Origin of the sequence: Sulfitobacter maritimus, from assembly GCF_013346665.1 — a bacterium.
Classification (GTDB): Bacteria; Pseudomonadota; Alphaproteobacteria; order Rhodobacterales; family Rhodobacteraceae; genus Sulfitobacter; species Sulfitobacter maritimus.
Map to the genome: position 1 here is coordinate 363,610 of NZ_JABVBB010000021.1, position 20,973 is coordinate 384,582.

Below are 20,973 nucleotides of genomic sequence, written 5' to 3' on the forward strand. Positions count from 1 at the left end.
TCCGGCCAATGATGTTGACTCTAAAAATGGCAGCAGCATATTCTAACCCAAAGCATGGGGGATATTATGCCGAACAAGACATTGACGCGCATGGATTTAAGCGAAGCGGTCTTCCGCGAAGTCGGTCTCTCGCGCAACGAAAGTGCCCAGCTTGTCGAAGCCGTGCTAGAGCATATGTCTGATGCGCTGGTGAGCGGGGAACAGGTGAAAATCTCTTCCTTTGGCACCTTTTCGGTGCGAGACAAAACCGCGCGTGTGGGTCGCAATCCCAAGACGGGCGAAGAGGTCCCGATCAACCCGCGCCGTGTGCTGACTTTCCGCCCGTCGCATCTGATGAAAGACCGCGTCGCCGAAGGTAACAAGTCCTGATCCATGGTCAAATCGCCGGACGCTTTCCGCACCATTTCTGAAGTCGCTGACTGGCTTGGGATTCAAGCTCATGTCCTGCGGTTCTGGGAAAGCAAATTCACCCAAGTAAAACCGATCAAGCGCGCCGGAGGGCGGCGCTATTATCGTCCTGCGGATATGTTGCTTTTGGGTGGGATCAAGAAACTGCTGCACGACGATGGGCTGACCATCAAAGGCGTGCAAAAAATCCTGCGCGAAGAAGGCATGACTCATGTTTCAAGCCTGTCTGCACCGCTGGATGAATTGCCAGACACGGAGGGTGAGGCAGAGTACATCACCGCCCTCCCCGTAGAACGCGAGCGTGGTGTAGTGCTGAAATTCGGCGCAACGACCAGCGATTCCGAGCAGACAGCGCCGCTCGCCCGCACAGCCACCCCAGATTTCGAGCCGGCAACGCCCGCAGCGGCGGCCCAAGAGTCCACCTCCACTTTGGACGATGCGCAACCTGCCATGCCCACCACAGAAACAGTCTCGACCCCCACGACTGAGCGGGTTTCCGAACCTGCTGCCGAGGCGGCGCCGAGCTATTCCCCCGAGCCACCGGCCGACGATCACCCACGCGCCACGCCGGACCCGCTGGGACCATCGACATCCGAGACTGAGGACGCGCCGCACCTCGATCCGCCGCCCCATGTGGCCGAGCGCGAGACTGCGCAATCACAGCCTGAACCTGCGTCTGACGAAGCGTCTGAGGATACAGAGACCGCGACCCTACCCGACTTTATCCAGCGCCCCATGAGCAAGGCTGCGGCCCCGTCTGACACAGACGACAGCGCATCTGAACAAAGCGCTGAGGGCGTCGAAAACATTGATGATTCTGAGGATCTTGCCGTGCAAGATGACACCTTAAAGCCTGCTGTGATCGATCTGCCTGCCTTTACGGCCGAAGCAGACTTTCCAGCCTCCCCCGGCCTGCTGACCCGCATTGGCCGCGTGCGCCGTTTGCCGCGCGAAGTGCAGCCGGATGTGGCAACCCTGCTGCTGCATCTTGCCGACATGCGCGGTCAGATGGATGCAAACAACGACACGACCAGTAATTTCTGATCTCAATGAAAAACCCGGCAATTCCCTCTTGCACCGCCTGCGAGATCGGGTATGAAGCCCACGTAGTCGGGCTATGGCGCAGCCTGGTAGCGCGTCCGTCTGGGGGACGGAAGGTCGCAGGTTCGAGTCCTGCTAGCCCGACCAACCGACTACATCAAACCGCCCGTGCCTGTCAGGCGCGGGCGTTTGTCATTTGAAAGGCCCCCAATGCCCCATGCGATGAACGGCGTGCTTCCCAACCAGCAAATTTCAGCCATGGTCGAAAGCGGCGCGATCCGCGCCGAACCGCCTGTGACCGAAGCTCAGATTCAACCTGCGAGCCTGGATTTGCGTCTGGGTACAGTGGCCTACCGCGTGCGGGCGTCTTTCCTTGCGGGACAAGGGGCCAAGGTCGCGGACAGGCTTGCCGAGTTCGAGATGCACCGCGTTGATTTGAGCGATGGCGCAGTGTTGGAGAAAGGCTGCGTCTATGTCGTTCCCTTGATGGAGGAATTGGCGCTGTCAGAAGGGGTTTCTGCTGTCGCCAACGCCAAAAGCTCCACCGGGCGGCTTGATCTTTTGACCCGGACCATCACCGATGGTGGCACGGAGTTTGACCGCATCGCACCGGGCTACCATGGGCCGCTTTATGCTGAAATCTGCCCCCGCTCCTTTTCCGTGCTCGTGCGTCCGGGGATGCGGCTCAACCAGATCCGGTTTGGTAATGGGGATGCAACGCTAAATGACGACGCCCTGCGGGCGCTCCATGCTGAGACCCCGCTCGTGGATGGCACGGCGGTGATCGACGAGGGCTTGGGTTTTTCAGTCGATCTCAAACTCCCCGGCACCAGCCTCGTAGGCTACCGTGCCAAGCCGCATACCGGCGTGATTGATCTTGATAAAATCGGTCACTACGACCCGGCGGCCTATTGGGAAGAAGTGCACAGCACGAATGGTCAGATCATTCTTGATCCCGGCGCGTTCTACATTCTGGTCAGCCGCGAAGCAGTGACGATCCCCCCCGCCTATGCCGCTGAAATGGCGCCCTATCTGGCGATGGTTGGTGAATTCCGCGTGCATTATGCGGGTTTTTTCGATCCCGGCTTTGGCCATGCGGAAGCCGGTGGCGCAGGGTCACGCGGGGTGCTTGAGGTGCGGTGCCACGAAGCGCCCTTTGTTCTTGAGCATGGTCAGGTCGTGGGCCGTTTGGTCTATGAACATATGGCGCAGGTCCCGAACCAGCTATATGGCGCGGATATTGCCTCTAATTACCAAGGCCAAGGTCTGAAACTCTCGAAACATTTCAAGCCTGCTTGAACCCGCCTGTCCCGGCCTTCAAAACCGCTTGAAACGGCGCAGCATACGGATGCCTTGGCGGATACGGCTGCTGTTCAACCCGGCCCCTTTCCGCGCGCCCTGCCCGCCACGTCGCATACCCGCGCGCAGCCCGCGTGAGGCGAGTTGACGGATCACTGTCCGTAGGATCATGGAGGCGATCTTGTTCATCGGTTGGTCCTTCCCGGTTGCTTTGGGCCAGATATAGGACCGCTGAGGGCGGATTACAGCCTCGGCCCCGTCAATCTTCGAACAACTCGCTTTGGCCTTCGGTGGCCTCTGGCTCGTCCTCTCCGTCGCCAACGGTTGGAGCAAGCGCGGGCAAGGGCCGGTTTTCCAGCAGCCCGGCAGAGCGCAATTCCTTCAAGCCCGGCAAATCGCGGGCGCTTTCCAGTCCGAAGTGATCGAGAAACTCTTGCGTGACCACGAAAGTGACAGGGCGACCCGGTGTCATCTTGCGGCGGCCAAAGCGGACCCACTCCATCTCGAGCAGTTGATCCACTGTCCCGCGCGAAACCGACACGCCCCTGATTTCCTCAATCTCGGCGCGGGTGACAGGCTGGTGGTAGGCAATGATCGCCAAGGTTTCAATCGCGGCACGGCTGAGCTTGCGGGTCTCGACTGTTTCCTTATGCATCAAAAAGCCAAGGTCGGGCGCGGTGCGAAAGGCGTAGGCATCGCCCACTTTCATCACCTGCACGCCACGCCCCTGATAGCGGTGCCGCAGGAATGCCATCGCCTCGCCCACGTCCGAGCCGCGCGGCAGACGGTCCTCTAGCTCGCGCAGCGTGATTGGCTCGGAACTGGCGAAAAGCACAGCTTCGATCATACGTTCCTGTTCGGCCAAGGATGGCGCATCAAACAGCTTTTTCTCTTTTGGTTTGGTATCTTCCGACACGCATCAATCCTTTTTGCGCAGTTGGATCGGGGCGAAAATCTCTTTCTGGCGGATTTCCAAATGCCCCTCTTTCACCAATTCAAGCGAGGCCGCAAAGGTCGCTGCCGTCGCAGAGCGCCGCCGTTGAGGGTCATCGCCCCACCCATCTGGCAGATAGCTCGTCAGATCGCCCCAATCGCCTGCATAGCCAATCAGCCCGCGCATCCGTTCCAACGCCTCCTCCATGGTAAAAACCGCATCGCGGTCCATCACAAAGGGGCGGAACTCGTCGCGGGTGCGGGTGCGGGCGTAGCCCTGCATGAGATCCAGCAAGGTGGCGGTATAGGTCACCTTTTTGACGCGGGTGATCTCATGGGTTTGGCCACGGGCAAAGAAATCTCGCCCCAGTTGGTCGCGCCCCATCAACCGCGCCGCCGCGTCGCGCATGGCTTGCAGTCGTTCCAACTGAAAGGCCAGATGCGCGGCCATTTCTTCGCCCGACGGCCCTTCTTCGGTCGGATCAGGCGGCAGCAGCAGGCGCGATTTCAGAAACGCCAGCCAAGCCGCCATCACCAGATAATCCGCCGCCAGTTCCAGCCGCAGCGCCTTAGCGCGTTCGACAAAGTCGAGGTATTGCCGGGCCAGTTGCAAAACGGAGATTTTGCGCAGATCGACCTTTTGCGTGCGGCTTAGCGAGAGCAACAGATCAAGCGGACCCTCATAGCCTTCGACGTCGATGATAAAGGCTTCAGCAGCCAGCCGACCGGCCACGCTGCCTGCGGCCTCGTTGCTGTCTTGCACAAAATCGGTATCAGCCATGTAATGCCCCGCCCAGAAGCGCGTCAAATTGGGCATTAAGAGCGTCGATGTCAATCTCATCGGGCCTGCGCCGGGCGGCCATCGCACGCTCTGCGCGGATTTGCGCCTCGGGCGTCATCTCTCCGGCGGCCTCAGCAACTGCACGGCGTTCATCCAGCGTGCCGTTGCAGAACAGCGTCACATCACAGCCCGCCGCAAGCGCCGCACGCGCACTTTCGGCAGGCGCCAGCGGCAATGCCTTCATCGAGATGTCATCGGTCATCACCAAATTGTCGAATCCGATGTCTTCGCGGATCAGACGCATCATTTCAGGCGATAGGGTCGCTGGGCCATCGGCCAAGTCTTCATAAACCAGATGCGCGGTCATCCCCATGGGTAAGTCTGCCAGCGCGCGGAACGGCGCGAAATCAACCGCCTCCAATTCTTCACGCGGGGCCGAGACTTTGGGCAGATCATGGTGGCTGTCGAGCGTTGCGCGCCCGTGACCGGGCATGTGTTTCATGACAGGAAGCACCCCGCCGCGCAGCAAGCCCTCGGCGGCGGCGCGGCCAATGCGGGTCACTTCTTCGGCGGAGTCACCGTAACAGCGGTTGCGCAGGAAGGGATGGGTCTGCGGCGTGGCAATGTCCAGCAAAGGCGCGCAGTTGCTGTCGATCCCGACCGAATGAAGCTCATGCGCGATGAGCCGGTACATCAGATAGAACACTTCCGTCGCACGCATACCAACGCGTTGCGCCAGTTCAAGCGGTGGCTGCCAGTCCCGCCAATAGGGCGCAGACATGCGCTGTACGCGACCGCCCTCTTGGTCGATCGTGATAACCGCATTATGCCCTGCCGCTTCGCGCATTTCTTCGCAAAGCCCACGCAGTTGATCGGGGGTGTCGATGTTGCGGCCAAAGAGGATGAAACCAAAGGGCCGCGTCTCGCGAAAAAAGGCTTTCTCCTCGGCGCTGAGGCGGTGGCCTGTGGCGTCGAGGATGGTCGCCCCAAAGGGGCGCATCAGCGCATCACCACCGGGATGCAATCCGCATTCTCTGCCACCAGAGCCGAGCAGAAACGGCGGGCATCGGCAATGTCTTCAAAGCCCAGAGCCCGCAGGCGGTAGAACACACGCCCGCCGCTGGTGGCTTTCTGAACGACACGGTCCTTGCCTTGCAGATAGGGGCCAAAGCGGCCTTGTAGGCGTTCCCATTGTTCGCGGGCGACTTCGGGGCTGTCGAAAGCGCCAAGCTGCGCCATGCGGGTGCCTGCGGGGAGCGTAGCTGGGTCCACTTCGTTGGCGGCGGCGGCAACTGGTGCCGTTTGCAGTGCGGCTTGCGTGACAACCGCCCCGCCCGCAGGACGGTTGCGCGGCCGCAGCGAATTGCGTACGCCGGGGGCGTTGAGCACGGCCTTGACGATTTTGGGCTTCACGCTGGTATCGGCCATCGCCAAAGCCACCGCAGCGTCAACCGAATTTCCCTCCGCGTCCAGATCGGCCACTGCGCCGCTTAATGGGGCGACACCGTCGGTCAGCTGGGCAACAAGATCCTGCACATTGCCCGTCCGAATGGCCTCGGATGCGTCGATCAGGGGCGCGTCGGTCTCTGCGGTTGCATCCTGTGGCTTTGCCGCAACCATTGCCACCTGAACGGGTTGATCTTCGGCCTCTAGCTCCATCGGATTGGGGGCGAGACGGAGCTGATCCGCCGGGCGCCCGGCGCTCCCTTCGGCAGCGACCACATTGACCGACAGGCCTTGATGACGGGCCAATTCGCCGCCCGGCTCTTCGGGGCGGACGCGGATTTCGCCTTGGACGGCACGGACGACCGGGATGCCGGTCACATCGCGCACAAGCAGTTTATAGCCCCAAACGCCGATCCCCGCGACAAGGGCCAGCGACACGGCAGCCCCCGCGATATTGGTCAGCGTTGTCAAAGCCTTAGGCCCGGTTTCTACTGCGTATTCCTGCGTGGAATCGGGCGCATAGCCCGTCATCGTCGGGGAAGACGTGAAATCTGCCATCTGTGCCTCTTTGCCCGACGTGATACATCGCCACGCGGGTCTGTCTTGGGGTTGCCTGTTTTCGGCGCGTTGGTGCGGTTATCGCATCTCTTGCGCCGGTGTGACGCCAAGAATACCAAGACCCGCCGCGATTACAATCGCAACGGCACGCGACAGGGCAATTTTTGCCTGCGACGTTTCGGCGTCCCCTTCTTGCAACGCCCGCAACCCATCCTCGGACCGGCCTAAGTGGTAAAGGCTGTGGAAATCTGACGCGAGCTCATAGAGGTAGAAGGCAACGCGGTGCGGCTCATTGCTGCGTGCGGCGGTTTCTACCAGACGGGGCCATTCCGCGATTTTGCGCAGGAGACCGATCTCGGCCTCATGGTCGAGCTTAGACAGGTCAGCCTCCATCAACGCCGCATCCGCCACGTCGATCTCTGCCGCTTCGGCTTTGCGTAGGATCGAAGCGATCCGAGCATGGGCGTATTGCACATAGAACACCGGGTTCTCGCGGCTTTGCTCAAGCACCTTGTCGAAATCAAAGTCCAGCATCGCGTCGTTCTTGCGCGTCAGCATGACAAAGCGCGTCACATCTGGGCCGACCTGATCCACCACATCCCGCAGAGTAACAAAGGTCCCTGCCCGCTTGGACATCTTGAACGGCTCGCCGTTCTTATAAAGCTTCACCAGTTGCGTCAGCTTGATGTCGAGCGGCACATGACCGTCGCTGAGCGCCGAGACCGCTGCCTTCATCCGCTTGACGTAGCCGCCATGATCCGCGCCAAAGACGTCGATCAGCATATCAAAGTCGCGGCTGACCTTGTCATAGTGATAGGCGATGTCGGGGGCGAAATAGGTCCAAGAGCCGTCGGATTTCTTGACTGGCCTGTCCACGTCATCGCCGTGTGCGGTGGATTTGAACAACGTTTGTTCGCGCGGTTCCCAATCCTCCGGCTTTTTGCCCTTTGGCGGCTCCAGCACGCCTTCGTAGATCAGCCCTTTGGCTTCGAGCGAGGCAATCGCCGCTTCGATCTGGCCGGTGCCGTAGAGGGATTTCTCGCTGTAAAAGACATCCATCTCAACGCCGAGTGCGGCCAGATCCTCACGGATCAGGTTCATCATCGCATCGGTCGCGAACTCGCGGATATGATCGAGCCATTCGCTTTCAGGCTGGTCCACCAGCTTATCGCCATACATCTTGGCCAGCGCCTCGCCGAGCGGGATCAGGTAGTCGCCGGGGTATGTGCCATCGGGGAAGGCCACCTCTTTGCCATTGGCTTCGAGGTAACGCAGGTACACAGACCGCGCCAGCACATCGACCTGCGCGCCGCCGTCGTTGATGTAGTATTCACGCGTCACATCGTAGCCGGCGAAGTCCAGCAGGCTCGCCAGCGCGTCACCAAAGACCGCACCGCGGGTGTGACCCACATGCAGCGGGCCGGTGGGGTTGGCGGAGACATATTCCACATTCACCCGCTGACCCGCGCCAAGGATCGCGCGGCCAAAATCGGTGCCTTGTGACAGCACCTGCCGCGCCACATTCTGCCAAACCGAAGGTGCCAACCGCAGGTTCAAGAAGCCCGGCCCCGCAACCTCAGCCGAAGTGATGCGCTTGTCTTGCAGCAGTTGCGCGGCCAGTGCCTCCGCGATGTCGCGCGGCTTCATGCTCGCCGGTTTTGCCAGCACCATGGCGGCGTTGGTGGCCATATCCCCATGCGCAGGGTCGCGCGGTGGCTCGGCGGTGATCGGGTCGAAATTCAACGTCGCGGGCAGAGCGTCCTGCGCGACCATGTTTTCGAGCGTGGTGATGATCAGATGGCGAATTTCGGCAAATAGGTTCATGTCGGGTATCCTTGTTCCCCGTCCGTTTATCATCTGCGGGGATGCAGTCAATCAAGCCGCACGGGCGGTGTAGAGATAGGTCTTCGCTGCCGATAGGCCGCGGTCGCTTCAGTCCAGATCAATCCGGCGACTGCGCAGCCGTTGTCCCGCAGGAGAGGCAAGGAAAAGCGCGGTCTCAACTGACTGATCGGCTTGCCCTTCTGGCACGGTCACAGTGTAGAACCGAATGCCGCGCGGGCCAAAGACCTGCGCCAAAGCCTCATTCGCGGCGGCAACGGCGGCGATCATGCCATGCGCGCTCAGCGCCAGCGGCTGCTGAGAGCGCTCAAGCACGGAGACAACGGCCCCCTGCCCTGCGGCCAGCCCGCGCCCCAACGCCCGCATCAGCGCCGAGAGGCCGCGTATCTGCGCGTCTATCCCTTGGGCCTGTGTGTTGGACCACTCCAGCGGCATCAGGTTCAGCACCATATGCAGCGGCGTGTCTCCCCATGTCTGGCGCAACGGCTCCAACCGCGCGACCGGGTCTCCGACAAGTGCGAGCCCTTCGATCTTGTCAGGTGCGGCGCCCACAACCTTGGCCAGCCCGGACGGATCACTGTCCATCGCGATCACGTCCGCCCCGAGCCCAGCGGCCCGCTCTGCCAGCGCAGGCCCCGGTCCATGTGAGGCGGATAGGATTGCGAAAGTCGCATCCTGCGCAAGGCTATCGGGAAGAACCGGGGTTTGTATCATGGATCACCTATTGAACGGGCCAGAGATAGCATGACCCCCATACCAACGAAAGCACCGCATCTAACGGAAATCGCGCAGGTCACTGCCGAACAAACGGGCATGCTCCTGAAGCGCGAAGCGGTCGGTCATCCCAGCGATGTAATCCGACACCATCCGCGCCAGCGTCACATCATCCTGTGCGGCTTCCACCGCATCGGCCCAATGGCGTGGCAGGAGGTCAGGCCGCGATAGGAACAGCGGAAAGAGGTCCTTGACCACTTTGGTCACCTTCTCACGCTGCTCCATCACCGACGGTGCGCGGTACATGCGGGTAAAGAGAAACTCGCGGATTTGCCGCAGATCGCGCCAGACCGGGTCAGAGAAACGGATCACCGGGCGGCCCAGATGCCGGATGTCGTCGGGCGAGCGCGCCCCGGAGGCTTTCAGCAATCCCGCCGAGGTTTCGATCACGTCGCTCACCATCACGCCAAAGACCCGCCGCAGCGCCTCATGCCGACGGCGGTAGGAATCGGTATCGGGGTATAGACGGTCAACCTCGGCATAGGCGGGGCCGACCATGGGCAGTTCTGCGATCTCGGCCTCGGTGAACAGCCCGGCGCGCAGCCCGTCGTGCAGGTCGTGGTTGTTGTAAGCGATGTCGTCCGAAAGTGCGGCCACCTGCGCCTCTGCGCTGGCGTGGGTGTGCAGTTCCAGATCATGCCGCGCGTTGTATTCCGCCAAAGCATGGGGCAGTTCACCCACCACCGGGCCATTGTGTTTGGCAATGCCCTCCAGCGTGTCCCACGTCAGGTTCAGCCCGTTAAACTCGGCATAATGGCGCTCCAGCGCGGTGACGATCTTGATCGCCTGTGCGTTGTGGTCAAAGCCGCCATAGGGCTGCATCAGCGCATGAAGCGCGTCCTCTCCGGTGTGGCCAAAGGGCGTGTGGCCCAGATCATGGGCCAGTGCCACGGCCTCGGTCAGTTCGCCATTCAGACGCAGCGCCCCGGCGATGGTGCGGGCCACTTGCGCGACCTCAATCGAATGGGTCAGACGGGTGCGAAAGTAATCGCCCTCATGCTCCACAAAGACCTGCGTCTTGTGTTTGAGCCGCCGAAAGGCGGAGGCGTGGATAATACGGTCTCGGTCCCGCTGAAAGCAGGAGCGGAATGTGCTTTCCTCCTCGGGCACCAGCCGTCCCCTGGCGGTGTCCGGATCGGAGGCGAAATCTGCGCGCATTGCGGCTGGTCCTTTTTCGCGGTCCTTGTGACCTGTCCTTACGCTTTCTATATGTTAGGTGAAGACAGAAGAAAACCGATGCATCGGAGCCCAGCAGATGAACCTGCCCCCCAAAGTCACCCCCCGCGCGTTTGAACGGCTTGCCGAGATCGGGGCCGCAGACGAAGGCAAAGCCCTGCGCATCGCTGTCGAAGGCGGCGGATGCTCGGGCTTTCAGTATGAGATCGCCCTTGATGAACCTGCCGAAGACGATCTGGTCTTGGAAGGATCGGGCCAAAAGGTCGTGGTCGACAGTGTGTCGCTGCCATTTTTGGCGGACGCGGTGATCGACTTTACCGAAGAGCTGATCGGCGCACGGTTTACCATCGAGAACCCCAACGCCACGGCGGCCTGCGGCTGCGGTACGTCCTTCTCTATGTAAGATGGGGATCTCGCCTATTGCGCCTTCGCTCGGGCGAACCCTTCGAAAAAGGCGTCGAACCGGGGGCTTGAGCGTTCGGCAGAGATCAGGATGGCATGGCTGTCTGGGCTAAGATAGGACAGCACACGGGGTCGCATCCGGTCCCAGTCGGCGCTTCGCGCGGGTCCCATATCGCGCAGACAAACCGCCAGATCGCGCAGGGCGCCCCCGATGGCACGGTCTTTGTGAAACCGTATCGCCCCCGCCGGCACCCGGTGATGCAGCACCGCCCGCCCTGCGATGCGGGAGGCCCAGCCGGTGACGAGCCATTCGTGAAAAACATCTTCCTGTGAGGCGCCGTAATCGGCCCTGATCTGACATTCTCCATGCGCTTTCGCGACCGCGGCTTCCCAAAGCGGGCTGGGCGTGGCCTTGGCAAAGCGGAGCGCGGCACAGACTTCGGCCAACAAGTCCATATCTTGGTCAAGAAACGCAAGCAGGCCGGTGTATTCCAAACTGATCAATGCTGCCGGCGGCAGATCGGGGTCTTGGCGGCCATAGTCCGACAGGTAATAGACAATATGCGTTAGTTCATAGGCAGCCTTGCGGTTGGGTAGCGCAAACGTGTTGCTGTGTTCGATAAAACGCCGCAGACGCCCGCCAAGCGCACCGTCATCAACACGTGGCCCGACACCGCGCCGCCGCAGCAACCGCCGCGCTTCGGCACGCTGCAAATCGGACAATTCCGCATTGACCAGTCCCGCCCGATCAACCTGATCACAAAGCGCCGCCCCTTGGGTCTGGGGCAAGCCCAAATCCTCCAGATCAAGCACGATTGACAGGATGAACCGATAATACTGCGGATAATCGCGTAAGCTCTGGCAGGCTTCGGCGTGGAAACCGGCAAGGGGTGCCAAGCCGGGCTCATTCACCTTCGTTCCGAGAGACGCAAACATCCCCAACAGTTCCGCATTCTCCTTAAGCCAAAAGACATCTCCCCGCGAACGCCGGCCCGTCGCGACCGCTTCGATCAGTTTTGCGAGGCTGGTACCATCCTCCGTGTCCGCTGGTCTAAACCTCACAATATTGGTCATCATAATCCTCCCATATTGAATGCGGACCGCGCAGCGGCCCGCTTTCCTGTGGTCCCGCCGGGGTTACGCCAAACCGGTGGTGAACAAGCCTACCCCGCCGCCGCTGGTCATGCGCGTCTGTCGCCGTTGCAAACCAGTGGTGAACAGCGCCACCCCGTCGCCACACATCATGTCGCCCCCCTGACGGCAAAGCCCTGTGGTGAACATTTCCACACCATCCCCACAATCCATGGTTCCAGCGGTTGGCAAAGAAGTGGTGCGGCGGGCGGAAATTCGTGCTGCGTTCAAAGTCATCTTGGTCTCCTCCAAATCAATTTTTGCAATCTAAAGATGTAGCAATCGCATTGATGCAGCCTGAACGTGTTAGACCAAGATGTTTTTCCCTTCCGCTGTTGTACTGCTGGTTTTGTCCACATTAACATTGGCCTAGAGGATCGCCGAACCCCACCAAAACTTTCGGGTAACGCGCTTGAAAATAAAATTTACCCACAGGGCTGGGTCAGAACAATCTAGGCAAGCGATTGCTTTAACTTCCCTTTTTACGAGAATCGAATGAGCCGAATCATCCCAAAGGAGAGGCCGCTTCCACCCTTGCCCCATGCCTTCGTTTGCGCGATAGCGGTCCTGTAGCACGACGGAGGCAAAGATGAAGATCGCGAGTTTTAACATCAACGGGATCAAAGCGCGCGCCACGGCTTTGCCCGACTGGCTGGACGAAGCGCAGCCCGACGTCGTGGTTCTGCAAGAGATTAAATCGGTGGACGAAGCTTTCCCGCGCGAAATGTTCGAAGAACGTGGATACAACGTCGAAACCCATGGTCAGAAGTCCTTTAACGGCGTGGCGATCCTGTCAAAACTGCCGCTCGAAGATGTCACGCGCGGCCTGCCGGGCGATGAGGCCGACGATCAAGCCCGCTGGATTGAGGCGACGGTGATGGGCGATGACATGGCGGTCCGGGTCTGTGGGCTCTATCTGCCCAATGGCAACCCGGTGCCGGGGCCGAAGTATGACTATAAGCTCGCGTGGATGGAACGTCTGCAAGCCCGCGCTGAGGCGCTTTTGGCTGAAGAAACGCCGTTTCTCATGGCGGGGGATTACAACATCATTCCGCAGGCAGAAGATGCCGCCAAACCCGAAAGCTGGCGCGAAGATGCGCTGTTCCGGCCAGAATCCCGCGCGGCTTGGCGGCGTTTGGTGAACCTTGGCCTCACCGACGCCTTTCGCGCGCGGACCCAAGGGCCGGGGCATTATTCTTTCTGGGATTATCAGGCAGGTGCATGGAACCGGAACAACGGCATCCGAATCGACCATTTCCTGGTGTCGCCCGCCTGTGCGGATCGGCTTCGGGATTGTCAGATCGACCGTGATGTGCGCGGGCGCGACAAACCGTCCGACCACGTGCCGATCTGGGTTGAGTTAGATATCTAACGCGCGGACTCCGTCCTCCGCCCGCCAACCGTGTCATCACTGCTGTCAGGCTTCGAGTTCGGCGTCCCAGTACAAGAAGTCCATCCAGCTTTCGTGCAGATGGCCGGGCGGAAATTTGCGGCCCATGTTGCGCAACTCCTCCGCTGCAGGTTGGCGTGGGGGTTTGCGCAGTACCAGCCCGGTGCGGTGCAACGGGCGCGATCCTTTGCGCAGGTTGCAGGGGCTACAGGCCGCCACGACATTTTGCCAACTGGTCACACCGCCCGCCGCACGTGGCACCACATGGTCAAAGGTTAAATCCCCCTTGGCGCCGCAGTACTGACAGCGGAATTCGTCCCTTAAAAATAAATTAAAGCGCGTGAAGGCCACGCGCTTTTGAGGTTTAACATAGTCTTTGAGGACGACAACGGAGGGGATTTTGATCACCGTCGAGGGGCTGCGCACCACATCGTCATACTCCGCTACGATCTCAACCCGGTCGAGCCATTTGGCCTTGATAGCCTCCTGCCAAGGCCAGAGCGATAAGGGATAGTAGGATAAGGGCCGATAATCCGCGTTGAGCACCAGCGCGGGGCGGTGTCTCAACGCCGCCGGCTGGCGGGTAAATTCGGTCCTGAAATCGCCGTCCATAAGGTCGCGTCCTCTGCCCGTTTACTTTACTATATAACGCGGTTTCGCTCTTGCAAGACAAAGCTGCGCCATGGATTTGCACCGATTAAGTCTGGTAAATACGACAGGCGCGTGACAGCGCCGCGCAAATTGTTAAGCTCTGACCATGACCAATCACGCCCTGCCCCATGCTCCGGCCCCGCGCGCGCTGCTCGAAGCGGCGCTTTATGTCGATGACCTTGACGCGGCGCGGCTATTCTACTGCGATCATCTGGGGTTACAGTTGTTCCAAGAGGTGCCGGGACGGCATATGTTCTTCGCGCTTGGCCCGTCAGTTCTGCTGATCTTCAACCCGACAGCCACCGCGCAGCCGCCGGGCAATCCGCAGATTCCGGTGCCGCCCCATGGTGCGAAAGGGTCGGGGCATGTTTGTTTTGCCATGGCGCGAGACGAAATCGCGCAGATGGAAAAGCGGCTGCGTGCCGCCGGGGTCAAGATCGATACGGCGTTTGACTGGCCAAACGGGGCGCGCTCGCTCTATGTGCGCGACCCCGCTGGCAATTCGGTCGAGTTTGCCGAACCTTGGCTTTGGGATGAGCTGAAGGGTTAAAGCCCCAGTTTGTCACGCATAAAGGCCAGTGCGACGCTAAGCCCATCGGGCGCAATGCCGTGGCCGGTGCCTTTCATCACATGGGCATAGACGTCCTGCCAGCCCGCAGCTTGCAGCGCTTCAGCGGCTTGCGGCAGGGATTGCGGCGGCACCACATCATCGGCGTCGCCGTGTACCAGCAGCACCGGCGGCTTGACCCGCGCCTCCTCGGCCAGTGCCTCGGGGTTCAGCAAACGACCCGAGAAGGCGACGATACCTGCCACCGCATCCTCGCGCCGGGGCGCCACATGCAGCGACATCATCGTGCCTTGGGAAAAGCCAAAGAGCACGACCTGTTCGGGCAGCACGTCTTCATCCACCATCAGCGCGTCGAGGAAGGCGTCGAGATCTTCGATAGCGCTCATCATGCCGCGCATCGATTCCTCTTCGGACGATCCGTCGATCCATGGGATCGGGAACCACTGGAACCCCATCGGCGCACCGGCGCAGGCTTCGGGCGCGTCGGGGGCGATGAAGAGCGTGTCGGGCAGATGCTCGCTCAGCGGATCGGCCAGCCCCAGCAGGTCAGCGCCATTTGCGCCATAGCCATGCAGGAACACCACAACCGACCGCGTGGTGCCAGAGACCGGCTCGCGGCGCTCGGCGTTCAAAACCCGTGTCATGACAATCCTTCCTTTTGTTTCAACACCCGGTAGTAGGCAAAGAGCAAGCGGGCCGCAACCGACCGCCAAGGTGACCATGCGGCGGCCATGGCAGAGAGGTTTTTTGGCGTTGGGCGCGCGGACAGGTCGAACAACACTCTCGCCGCTTCTTGCAGGGCCAGATCGCCCGCCGGAAAAATATCGCGGCGGCCCATGCAGAACATGACATAGACCTGTGCTGTCCAAGGGCCGATGCCGGGCATCTGTGTTAACGCTGCAGTGGCGTCGGCGTCCGACATCCGGTGAAGCGCTTCAAAATCGAACGCACTCGCCGCCAAGGCCATGACATAGCGGGCTTTGGGACGGCTGAGGCCCGCGGCACGCAGCCCATCCTCTCCAGCATCAATCACCCCCGCCGGATCGTCCAATCCTGCCGCCACGAGCCGCGCATGGATTGCTCTGGCCGATGCCACGCTGACCTGCTGACCCACGATAATATCAAGCAACCCGGCAAAACCCGGCGGGCGTAAACGCAGCGGTAAGGGGCCGGTCCGCTCAAGTGCTGCGGCAAAGCGGGGTTCGCTTTGCGCCAGCCACCGCGCCCCTTCGGCCACATCGGCGGCACAGGTGATGGGGGGATGGGCTGTCATAACTGCGCGACCCAGTTGAGCATGGCGTCGAGTGACATCAGATGCGGGGCATTTGCAGGATGTGCCGGTCGGTCGATCAGGATAACCGGCAGGCCAAGCGCTAATGCGGCATCGACTTTAGGCCGGCTGGCGCTGCCGCCCAGATTGCGGCATATCAGCAGGTCGACCGAAAGCGCGTGAAACAGGTCGGTTTCTTGGCGCGTGACAAAAGGCGGGTCACCGAAGATCAGATCAACAAAATCATAAGGCGCAGGCCGATCATGGCGGTGAGTTTGGCGCAGCATTAAGCGACTGCCCCGGAACGGGGTGAACTCCGGCAAGCTGGCCCATCCAGTCGCCGCAAAGACCCGCGCGCCTTTGGGGATCGCTTTTGCGGCGCTCGCCACGTCCGGAGCGGTTGTGATGAGCGGATCATCTGCAGGCCATGCGGGACGCTCGAAGCTGACAAAGGGCAGACCAAGTGCTGTGGCTGTAGCAAAGCCTGCGTGGCTCAGGGGCGCATCAAAGCTATGGCTCAGATCAAGAACAGCATCATATCGGGCCATATCGCGCCGCAGGGCGACACAGTCCTTTGGGTCACGCAGTTCGACAGGCACCGGCATCGGTGTTTGCCCGCGTGGCGGTTCGGTCATCCAAGCCGTGACGCTATGACCCGCAGCAGTTAGACGCTCGGCCAATTCACGTGCCTCGGCGCTGCCAGCGAGCAGCAAAAGGTTCAGGGGAAAGGCGCGTGCAGTGGTCATCCTCGCGATCTTCTGCGAGGTTTCATTCGGGCGCAAGCGCCAACCCGTCCCATCTCTACACCGTTCCTGAAAACCCCGGCCCCACTTGCCCTTATCTGCGCGCAGGGCTACGCCTTGGCGGTAAGTGAGGAACAGTGACATGATCGACGACAGACGCGCAAAGCGCAATGTGGCGGTGCTGGTGACAGCGCAGGCTTTTCTTGGGGCGCAGATGCCGATGATCTTTCTTGTTGGCGGGCTTGCCGGGCAATCGCTGGCCACCAATGTCTGCCTTGCGACCTTGCCGATCTCGATGATCGTTCTGGGCTCCATGCTGTCGGCCACGCCAGTCTCGGCGATCATGCAGCGGTTTGGCCGTCGCGCGGGGTTCTTCCTTGGGGCTTTGGGTGGTGCTGCGGGGGCGGCACTGGCGGCCTATGGGCTCTATCTGTCGTCCTTTCCGGTGTTCCTTGCGGGCTCTTTGCTGACCGGCGTCTACATGTCTGCGCAAGGGTTCTACCGGTTTGCCGCCGCCGACACCGCGTCAGACGACTTCCGGCCCAAGGCGATTTCCTATGTCATGGCCGGGGGGTTGGTCTCTGCCGTGCTGGGGCCGCAACTGGCCAATGCGACTTCTGAGAGTTTCGTCGTGCCGTTTTTGGGGACTTATATGGCCGTGGTGCTGGTCAATGTGGTCGGCGCCTTGCTGTTTTTGTTTCTCGACATTCCAAAGCCGCCTGTGCCTGCCCATGATGCGCCCAAGGGCCGCAGCCGTTGGGAATTGCTGACCACCCCGCGCATCGCCGTCGCGGTAATCTGTGCCATGGTGTCTTATGCGCTGATGAACCTTGTGATGACCTCGACCCCGCTGGCCGTCGTGGGCTGCGGGTATAGTCAGGACAACGCGGGCTATGTGGTGACCGGCCATGTGCTGGCGATGTTCGCGCCGTCGTTCTTTACCGGCCATTTGATTTCGCGCTTTGGCGTAGAGCGGATCATGGGGCTGGGCATTGCAATCCTCGCGGCGGCTGGTTTGGTGGCTTTGCAAGGGGTCGAGCTGGGTAACTTCTTTGTTGCCTTGATCCTGCTCGGACTGGGCTGGAACTTCGGTTTTATCGGCGCGACCACAATGCTCGCGGGTGCGCATGAGCCGCATGAGCGGGGGCGGATGCAGGGGTTGAATGATCTGCTGGTCTTTGGCGGTGTGACGGTCGCCTCGCTGGCCTCGGGCGGGTTGATGAACTGCTCAGGCGGCACAGCGCAAGAAGGTTGGGCGGCGGTGAACCTCGCCATGGTGCCTTTCCTTGTGCTGGCGGGCGGGTCACTGATCTGGCTGGTGATGCGCAAGCGGCGGGAGGCCCGGCTTACCTAAGTCGGAGCTACCAACGCGAGACCAGCGCCCGCAGTGCGAAATGGCGTCGGGGGTCGGGCAATGCGGCCTCTGAAACTTTCTGTGGCGCAGCGGCAGCCGCGCGCAGCACTGGTCCGGCATGGGCAGCAGGAAGAAGCGCCATCTGCGCTTGCCCCTCAACCTTGCTGCGGTTCGCACGCGCCGCCCGCAGCCTGTCGAGCGCCCCCTGCGCCAAGGTAGAGACACCCTGAGACGTGCCATCAAGCAAAGGCACCCGCCCCGCCTCTTCCAGCGTGGGAATGGCACAGAGCCATGCCGCGATGCCGGTCGCATAGGCCGCATCACGGACAACACCTTCGTCCGCAGTGCCAAGCCGACGGGCTGCGACCCACATCAGGTGACCGGCCGTCTGGTCGATATAGCGCTCAAAATGAGCGGCGTCCTCAAACGGGTCTTTGTAAATGTCCCAACGGCGTGCGGCGACGAGTTCATCTAGCAGCCGGGCGTCATCGGCTGTAATGGCACTGGCCAAGGGCGTGGTGACCTCATGGCGGCGCACCGGCTTGCCCTCAGCGATTTCTTCCAGCGCGTCGCGCCACCATTGCAGCCGCATTTCAGCGATCATGGTTTCTTGGGTCACCCAAGGGGCGCGGGCGACCTCGACGTTGAAGGCATAAAGCGGAAACAGCAGCTTGCGCAGGTCCACCGGGGCCGCCATCGCCGCGCGAAACCGCCATGGATCGCCGCGCTCGACGAGCGCAGCGCAGGCGTTCAGGTCAGCGTCAAAGGTCATACCGGGCGGGCCACGGTTAAAAGATAGCCAAATTCATCCCGGTGCGCGCGCCAGCAGGCGATTTCCGCTTCGGCCTCATCCAATACCTGTGCCAGCGGCCTTTCGGCACCGGAGCGCAGCCGTTCGATCCGGGCCTCCAGCGGGGTGTAGTAATTCTCCCAAGCCTCATCGGACAGCAGCCGGGTGGCGATCACCTCATAGCCTGCGGCCTCGACCCGCTCCGCGATCCCCGCACCATCGCTCATCGCTGGATAGCTGTCCCAATGTTTGCGCGCGGCATCTGATGGCGTGTCGGTCAGCCAACAGGGTTCAGAGAAGGCCACGACGCCGCCCTCGCGCAACGACTTGCGCCAGCGGGTCAAGGCCTCTGTCACCCCAAGGAAATAGACCGCACCTGCGCACCAGATTAGATCGTAGTCATTGGCAATTGCGGCCATATCCGCGCATAGCAAGGTGACATTCGCATCTGCCACAAAACGCCCCCGCGCGGCATCTACGAAATGCGCGGTCTTATCAAGCGCGGTGACATGGCCCTGCGGCAGCGTCGCCCGCAACGCGCCGATGTCGCTGCCGGGTCCGCAGGCGACATCCGCAATCTCGGCCCGGGCGGGCAGATCGGCCTGCGCCACGGCCCAAACCACATCCGCAGGTTCGCCCGGCCCTTCACGCGGCAGGTCGCGGTGCAGCGTGAAAAAAGCGGTCATATCGTTGTCAGTCATTCAGCGTGGTCCCGGATCAGTTTCCAACGAATTGCATCAAGCAGCGCCTCGAAAGAGGCATCAAGTATGTTCGCGCTGACCCCAACCGTGGACCAGCGCCGCCCCTGCCCGTCTTCGCTGTCGATGATGACGCGGGTTGTGGCTTCGGTGCCGCCTTGGGTGATGCGCACTTTGAAGTCAACCAATCGCATGTCGTCCAAAAGGCTGCTGTATTTGCCCAAGTCTTTGACCAATGCTTTTGACAGCGCGTTGACCGGGCCACGGTCAGACCCATCCGCATCAAGCGACTCCGAGACCGACAGACGCTTCTCGCCGTCGACGTTAACCACAACAACCGCTTCCGACAGGCTGACCATCCGGCCTTCTGCGTTGCGGCGGCGTTCCACCGTGACCCGGTAGCGTTCGACTTCGAAAAGATGGGGCAACTGGCCCATGACCTCACGCGCGAGCAGCTCGAAACTCGCCTGCGCCGTGTCATAGGCATAGCCCTGCGCCTCGCGCTCCTTCACCACCTCCAAGATTTGGCCAAGTGCCGGATCGCCCTTGGTAACGGACAGCCCAGCATCACTCAGCCGCTTGAGCAGGTTGGATTGCCCGGCTTGGTTCGACATCGGAATGATACGGGTGTTCCCGACCAACGCGGGGTCAATATGCTCATAGGTGGTGGGGTCTTTGGCAATGGCGCTGGCGTGCAGCCCCGCCTTATGCGCAAAGGCCGAAGACCCCACAAAACCCGCCTGTTTCATCGGCACCCGGTTGAGGATCTCGTCTAACATCCGACTGATGCGCGTCAGACCGCGCAGCGCGTCATGCGTAACACCGGTCTCATAGCGGCTGGCATAGGGGTCTTTTAGCAGCAGGATTGGGATCAGCGTGGTCAGGTTGGCATTGCCGCAACGCTCGCCCAGACCGTTCAGCGTGCCTTGAATTTGCCGCGCCCCGGCGTCGACGGCGGCCAATGTGCAGGCGACGGCGTTTTCGGTGTCATCATGGGTGTGGATGCCCAGCCGATCACCGGGGATGCCTGCGGCGATCACTTCGCGCGTGATACGGCCAATCTCTTCGGGCAGCGTGCCGCCATTGGTGTCACACAGGACAATCCAACGCGCACCCGCTTCATATGCGGCGCGGATCGCCTCAAGCGCGTAGTCCGGGTTCGCCTTATAGCCGTCAAAGAAATGTTCAGCATCAAACAACGCCTCGCGCCCCTGCGCGACCAGATGGGCGACGGATTTGGCAATGTTCTCGGTGTTTTCTTCGAGCGTGATGCCGAGGGCGGTCTTGACGTGGAAATCATGGGTCTTGCCGACGATACAAACCGATTGCGTCCCGGCGTTAAGCACGGCGGCCAAGACATCGTCATTCTGTGCCGACATCCCTGCGCGTTTGGTCATGCCAAAGGCGGTGAGCCGTGCCTGTGTATCCGGGGCCGCGTTAAAAAAGGCGCTGTCGGTGGGGTTCGCACCGGGCCAGCCGCCTTCAATATAGTCCACCCCGAGCGTGTCGAGGGCGCTGGCGATCTGGCGCTTCTCGTCGGTCGAGAATTGCACGCCTTGGGTCTGCTGCCCATCGCGCAGGGTGGTGTCGTAGATGGTGAGGCGTTCGCGGGTCATAGGGCGGCCCCATACTGATGGCCTTCACAACAGGCGCGCAGGTGCCATGCCCGACCCTGGGGGGGCCACGTCGAATAGAACAACCGGCTGTTTTTCGGACTT

24 protein-coding genes and 1 tRNA gene are annotated in these 20,973 nt (G+C 61.2%); 8 read left to right on the forward strand and 17 right to left on the reverse strand.

The features are described 5' to 3' along the window. Positions 1-66: 66 nt before the first annotated feature. From ihfA to HTT03_RS03780, 4 genes are all read left to right on the forward strand, one after another. A complete protein-coding gene (ihfA, locus tag HTT03_RS03765) occupies positions 67-369 on the forward strand; it encodes an integration host factor subunit alpha (RefSeq protein WP_093741382.1) in 303 nt (100 codons plus the stop codon). Between the two features lie 3 nt (positions 370-372). Beyond that, positions 373-1,452, forward strand: a complete 1,080-nt coding sequence (locus HTT03_RS18650) for a MerR family transcriptional regulator (RefSeq protein ID WP_246253338.1) — start codon at positions 373-375, stop codon at positions 1,450-1,452. Between the two features lie 67 nt (positions 1,453-1,519). Next, positions 1,520-1,596, forward strand: a tRNA-Pro gene (locus tag HTT03_RS03775). A gap of 75 nt (positions 1,597-1,671) precedes the next feature. Further along, positions 1,672-2,748 carry a 2'-deoxycytidine 5'-triphosphate deaminase gene (locus HTT03_RS03780; RefSeq protein ID WP_174858975.1) on the forward strand — a complete coding sequence of 359 codons (1,077 nt, stop codon included), beginning with the start codon at positions 1,672-1,674 and terminating at the stop codon, positions 2,746-2,748. Between the two features lie 18 nt (positions 2,749-2,766). Here HTT03_RS03780 and HTT03_RS03785 read toward each other — a convergent pair whose 3' ends face one another. From HTT03_RS03785 to HTT03_RS03820, 8 genes are all read right to left on the reverse strand, one after another. Beyond that, entirely contained in the window at positions 2,767-2,937 is a 171-nt protein-coding gene (locus HTT03_RS03785; RefSeq protein WP_174858532.1) for a hypothetical protein, read from the reverse strand. A gap of 70 nt (positions 2,938-3,007) precedes the next feature. Beyond that, positions 3,008-3,664, reverse strand: a complete 657-nt coding sequence (gene scpB / locus HTT03_RS03790; protein WP_174858533.1) for an SMC-Scp complex subunit ScpB — start codon at positions 3,662-3,664, stop codon at positions 3,008-3,010. Between the two features lie 3 nt (positions 3,665-3,667). Continuing rightward, positions 3,668-4,462 (reverse strand): segregation and condensation protein A, encoded by a 795-nt coding sequence (locus HTT03_RS03795; RefSeq protein ID WP_174858534.1) that lies wholly within the window; start codon positions 4,460-4,462, stop codon positions 3,668-3,670. Further along, a complete protein-coding gene (locus HTT03_RS03800; RefSeq protein ID WP_174858976.1) occupies positions 4,455-5,462 on the reverse strand; it encodes a glycoside hydrolase family 3 N-terminal domain-containing protein in 1,008 nt (335 codons plus the stop codon). Before HTT03_RS03800 ends, HTT03_RS03795 begins: the two co-directional genes overlap by 8 nt. Then, positions 5,462-6,466, reverse strand: a complete 1,005-nt coding sequence (locus HTT03_RS03805; RefSeq protein WP_174858535.1) for an SPOR domain-containing protein — start codon at positions 6,464-6,466, stop codon at positions 5,462-5,464. The genes HTT03_RS03800 and HTT03_RS03805 overlap by 1 nt, the downstream gene beginning before the upstream one ends. A gap of 78 nt (positions 6,467-6,544) precedes the next feature. Further along, on the reverse strand, positions 6,545-8,290 hold the full coding sequence (gene argS, locus HTT03_RS03810; protein ID WP_174858536.1) for an arginine--tRNA ligase: 1,746 nt from the start codon (positions 8,288-8,290) through the stop codon (positions 6,545-6,547). A 108-nt stretch (positions 8,291-8,398) separates the two neighbouring features. Next, the gene (locus tag HTT03_RS03815; RefSeq protein ID WP_174858537.1) at positions 8,399-9,022 is read right to left on the reverse strand and encodes a hypothetical protein; all 624 of its coding nucleotides are present in this window, start codon (positions 9,020-9,022) and stop codon (positions 8,399-8,401) included. 60 nt (positions 9,023-9,082) lie between these two features. Further along, positions 9,083-10,240: a deoxyguanosinetriphosphate triphosphohydrolase gene (locus HTT03_RS03820; RefSeq protein ID WP_174858538.1), complete on the reverse strand. Its 1,158-nt coding sequence runs from the start codon at positions 10,238-10,240 to the stop codon at positions 9,083-9,085. A 97-nt stretch (positions 10,241-10,337) separates the two neighbouring features. Between HTT03_RS03820 and HTT03_RS03825 the strand changes: the two genes are divergently transcribed. Beyond that, on the forward strand, positions 10,338-10,661 hold the full coding sequence (locus HTT03_RS03825) for a HesB/IscA family protein (protein WP_174858539.1): 324 nt from the start codon (positions 10,338-10,340) through the stop codon (positions 10,659-10,661). Between the two features lie 14 nt (positions 10,662-10,675). On the opposite strand, the gene HTT03_RS03830 is transcribed toward HTT03_RS03825, so the two are convergent. Beyond that, complete coding sequence (locus HTT03_RS03830) at positions 10,676-11,737, reverse strand: DUF6902 family protein (protein WP_425506280.1); 1,062 nt, start codon at positions 11,735-11,737, stop codon at positions 10,676-10,678. A gap of 60 nt (positions 11,738-11,797) precedes the next feature. After that, positions 11,798-12,028: a DUF6749 family protein gene (locus HTT03_RS03835; RefSeq protein WP_174858541.1), complete on the reverse strand. Its 231-nt coding sequence runs from the start codon at positions 12,026-12,028 to the stop codon at positions 11,798-11,800. A gap of 352 nt (positions 12,029-12,380) precedes the next feature. Here HTT03_RS03835 and xth point away from each other — a divergent pair, with 352 nt between their 5' ends. Next, positions 12,381-13,163: an exodeoxyribonuclease III gene (xth, locus tag HTT03_RS03840; RefSeq protein WP_174858542.1), complete on the forward strand. Its 783-nt coding sequence runs from the start codon at positions 12,381-12,383 to the stop codon at positions 13,161-13,163. A gap of 45 nt (positions 13,164-13,208) precedes the next feature. Here the strand turns inward: xth and HTT03_RS03845 are convergent, their stop codons facing one another. Continuing rightward, the gene (locus HTT03_RS03845; RefSeq protein ID WP_174858543.1) at positions 13,209-13,793 is read right to left on the reverse strand and encodes an HNH endonuclease; all 585 of its coding nucleotides are present in this window, start codon (positions 13,791-13,793) and stop codon (positions 13,209-13,211) included. A 145-nt stretch (positions 13,794-13,938) separates the two neighbouring features. On the opposite strand from HTT03_RS03845, the gene HTT03_RS03850 reads away from it, so the two are divergent. Next, positions 13,939-14,382, forward strand: coding sequence for a VOC family protein (locus tag HTT03_RS03850; RefSeq protein WP_174858544.1), 444 nt, complete (start codon positions 13,939-13,941; stop codon positions 14,380-14,382). On the opposite strand, the gene HTT03_RS03855 is transcribed toward HTT03_RS03850, so the two are convergent. The 3 genes from HTT03_RS03855 to HTT03_RS03865 are packed head-to-tail and all read right to left on the reverse strand — an operon-like array spanning position 14,379 to position 16,416. Beyond that, positions 14,379-15,044, reverse strand: coding sequence for an alpha/beta hydrolase (locus tag HTT03_RS03855; RefSeq protein ID WP_174858545.1), 666 nt, complete (start codon positions 15,042-15,044; stop codon positions 14,379-14,381). The two genes, HTT03_RS03850 and HTT03_RS03855, sit on opposite strands and share 4 nt — an antisense overlap. Continuing rightward, a complete protein-coding gene (locus HTT03_RS03860; protein ID WP_174858546.1) occupies positions 15,041-15,673 on the reverse strand; it encodes a DNA-3-methyladenine glycosylase family protein in 633 nt (210 codons plus the stop codon). Before HTT03_RS03860 ends, HTT03_RS03855 begins: the two co-directional genes overlap by 4 nt. Further along, positions 15,670-16,416: a precorrin-6A/cobalt-precorrin-6A reductase gene (locus tag HTT03_RS03865; protein WP_174858547.1), complete on the reverse strand. Its 747-nt coding sequence runs from the start codon at positions 16,414-16,416 to the stop codon at positions 15,670-15,672. Before HTT03_RS03865 ends, HTT03_RS03860 begins: the two co-directional genes overlap by 4 nt. A gap of 139 nt (positions 16,417-16,555) precedes the next feature. Between HTT03_RS03865 and HTT03_RS03870 the strand changes: the two genes are divergently transcribed. Beyond that, complete coding sequence (locus tag HTT03_RS03870) at positions 16,556-17,767, forward strand: MFS transporter (protein ID WP_174858548.1); 1,212 nt, start codon at positions 16,556-16,558, stop codon at positions 17,765-17,767. Positions 17,768-17,774: 7 nt separating this feature from the next. On the opposite strand, the gene HTT03_RS03875 is transcribed toward HTT03_RS03870, so the two are convergent. From HTT03_RS03875 to cimA, 3 genes are read right to left on the reverse strand one after another with little or no spacing between them, the layout of a single operon-like run. Next, a complete protein-coding gene (locus HTT03_RS03875; protein ID WP_174858549.1) occupies positions 17,775-18,539 on the reverse strand; it encodes a squalene/phytoene synthase family protein in 765 nt (254 codons plus the stop codon). Continuing rightward, entirely contained in the window at positions 18,536-19,258 is a 723-nt protein-coding gene (locus tag HTT03_RS03880) for a class I SAM-dependent methyltransferase (RefSeq protein WP_246253339.1), read from the reverse strand. The genes HTT03_RS03875 and HTT03_RS03880 overlap by 4 nt, the downstream gene beginning before the upstream one ends. Beyond that, entirely contained in the window at positions 19,255-20,871 is a 1,617-nt protein-coding gene (cimA, locus tag HTT03_RS03885) for a citramalate synthase (RefSeq protein WP_174858550.1), read from the reverse strand. The genes HTT03_RS03880 and cimA overlap by 4 nt, the downstream gene beginning before the upstream one ends. Positions 20,872-20,973: the final 102 nt, after the last annotated feature.

Coding starts and splice junctions, on each gene's coding strand:
- HTT03_RS03785 (WP_174858532.1), bottom strand. CDS start 2,937: ATGAACAAGATCGCCTCCATGATCCTACGGACAGTGATCCGTCAACTC.
- HTT03_RS03825 (WP_174858539.1), top strand. CDS start 10,338: ATGAACCTGCCCCCCAAAGTCACCCCCCGCGCGTTTGAACGGCTTGCC.
- cimA (WP_174858550.1), bottom strand. CDS start 20,871: ATGACCCGCGAACGCCTCACCATCTACGACACCACCCTGCGCGATGGG.
- HTT03_RS18650 (WP_246253338.1), top strand. CDS start 373: ATGGTCAAATCGCCGGACGCTTTCCGCACCATTTCTGAAGTCGCTGAC.
- ihfA (WP_093741382.1), top strand. CDS start 67: ATGCCGAACAAGACATTGACGCGCATGGATTTAAGCGAAGCGGTCTTC.
- HTT03_RS03845 (WP_174858543.1), bottom strand. CDS start 13,793: ATGGACGGCGATTTCAGGACCGAATTTACCCGCCAGCCGGCGGCGTTG.
- HTT03_RS03850 (WP_174858544.1), top strand. CDS start 13,939: ATGACCAATCACGCCCTGCCCCATGCTCCGGCCCCGCGCGCGCTGCTC.
- HTT03_RS03875 (WP_174858549.1), bottom strand. CDS start 18,539: ATGACCTTTGACGCTGACCTGAACGCCTGCGCTGCGCTCGTCGAGCGC.
- HTT03_RS03855 (WP_174858545.1), bottom strand. CDS start 15,044: ATGACACGGGTTTTGAACGCCGAGCGCCGCGAGCCGGTCTCTGGCACC.
- HTT03_RS03800 (WP_174858976.1), bottom strand. CDS start 5,462: ATGCGCCCCTTTGGGGCGACCATCCTCGACGCCACAGGCCACCGCCTC.
- HTT03_RS03830 (WP_425506280.1), bottom strand. CDS start 11,737: ATGATGACCAATATTGTGAGGTTTAGACCAGCGGACACGGAGGATGGT.
- HTT03_RS03795 (WP_174858534.1), bottom strand. CDS start 4,462: ATGGCTGATACCGATTTTGTGCAAGACAGCAACGAGGCCGCAGGCAGC.
- HTT03_RS03815 (WP_174858537.1), bottom strand. CDS start 9,022: ATGATACAAACCCCGGTTCTTCCCGATAGCCTTGCGCAGGATGCGACT.
- HTT03_RS03865 (WP_174858547.1), bottom strand. CDS start 16,416: ATGACCACTGCACGCGCCTTTCCCCTGAACCTTTTGCTGCTCGCTGGC.
- argS (WP_174858536.1), bottom strand. CDS start 8,290: ATGAACCTATTTGCCGAAATTCGCCATCTGATCATCACCACGCTCGAA.
- HTT03_RS03860 (WP_174858546.1), bottom strand. CDS start 15,673: ATGACAGCCCATCCCCCCATCACCTGTGCCGCCGATGTGGCCGAAGGG.
- xth (WP_174858542.1), top strand. CDS start 12,381: ATGAAGATCGCGAGTTTTAACATCAACGGGATCAAAGCGCGCGCCACG.
- HTT03_RS03835 (WP_174858541.1), bottom strand. CDS start 12,028: ATGACTTTGAACGCAGCACGAATTTCCGCCCGCCGCACCACTTCTTTG.
- HTT03_RS03820 (WP_174858538.1), bottom strand. CDS start 10,240: ATGCGCGCAGATTTCGCCTCCGATCCGGACACCGCCAGGGGACGGCTG.
- HTT03_RS03805 (WP_174858535.1), bottom strand. CDS start 6,466: ATGGCAGATTTCACGTCTTCCCCGACGATGACGGGCTATGCGCCCGAT.
- HTT03_RS03880 (WP_246253339.1), bottom strand. CDS start 19,258: ATGACTGACAACGATATGACCGCTTTTTTCACGCTGCACCGCGACCTG.
- HTT03_RS03780 (WP_174858975.1), top strand. CDS start 1,672: ATGAACGGCGTGCTTCCCAACCAGCAAATTTCAGCCATGGTCGAAAGC.
- HTT03_RS03870 (WP_174858548.1), top strand. CDS start 16,556: ATGATCGACGACAGACGCGCAAAGCGCAATGTGGCGGTGCTGGTGACA.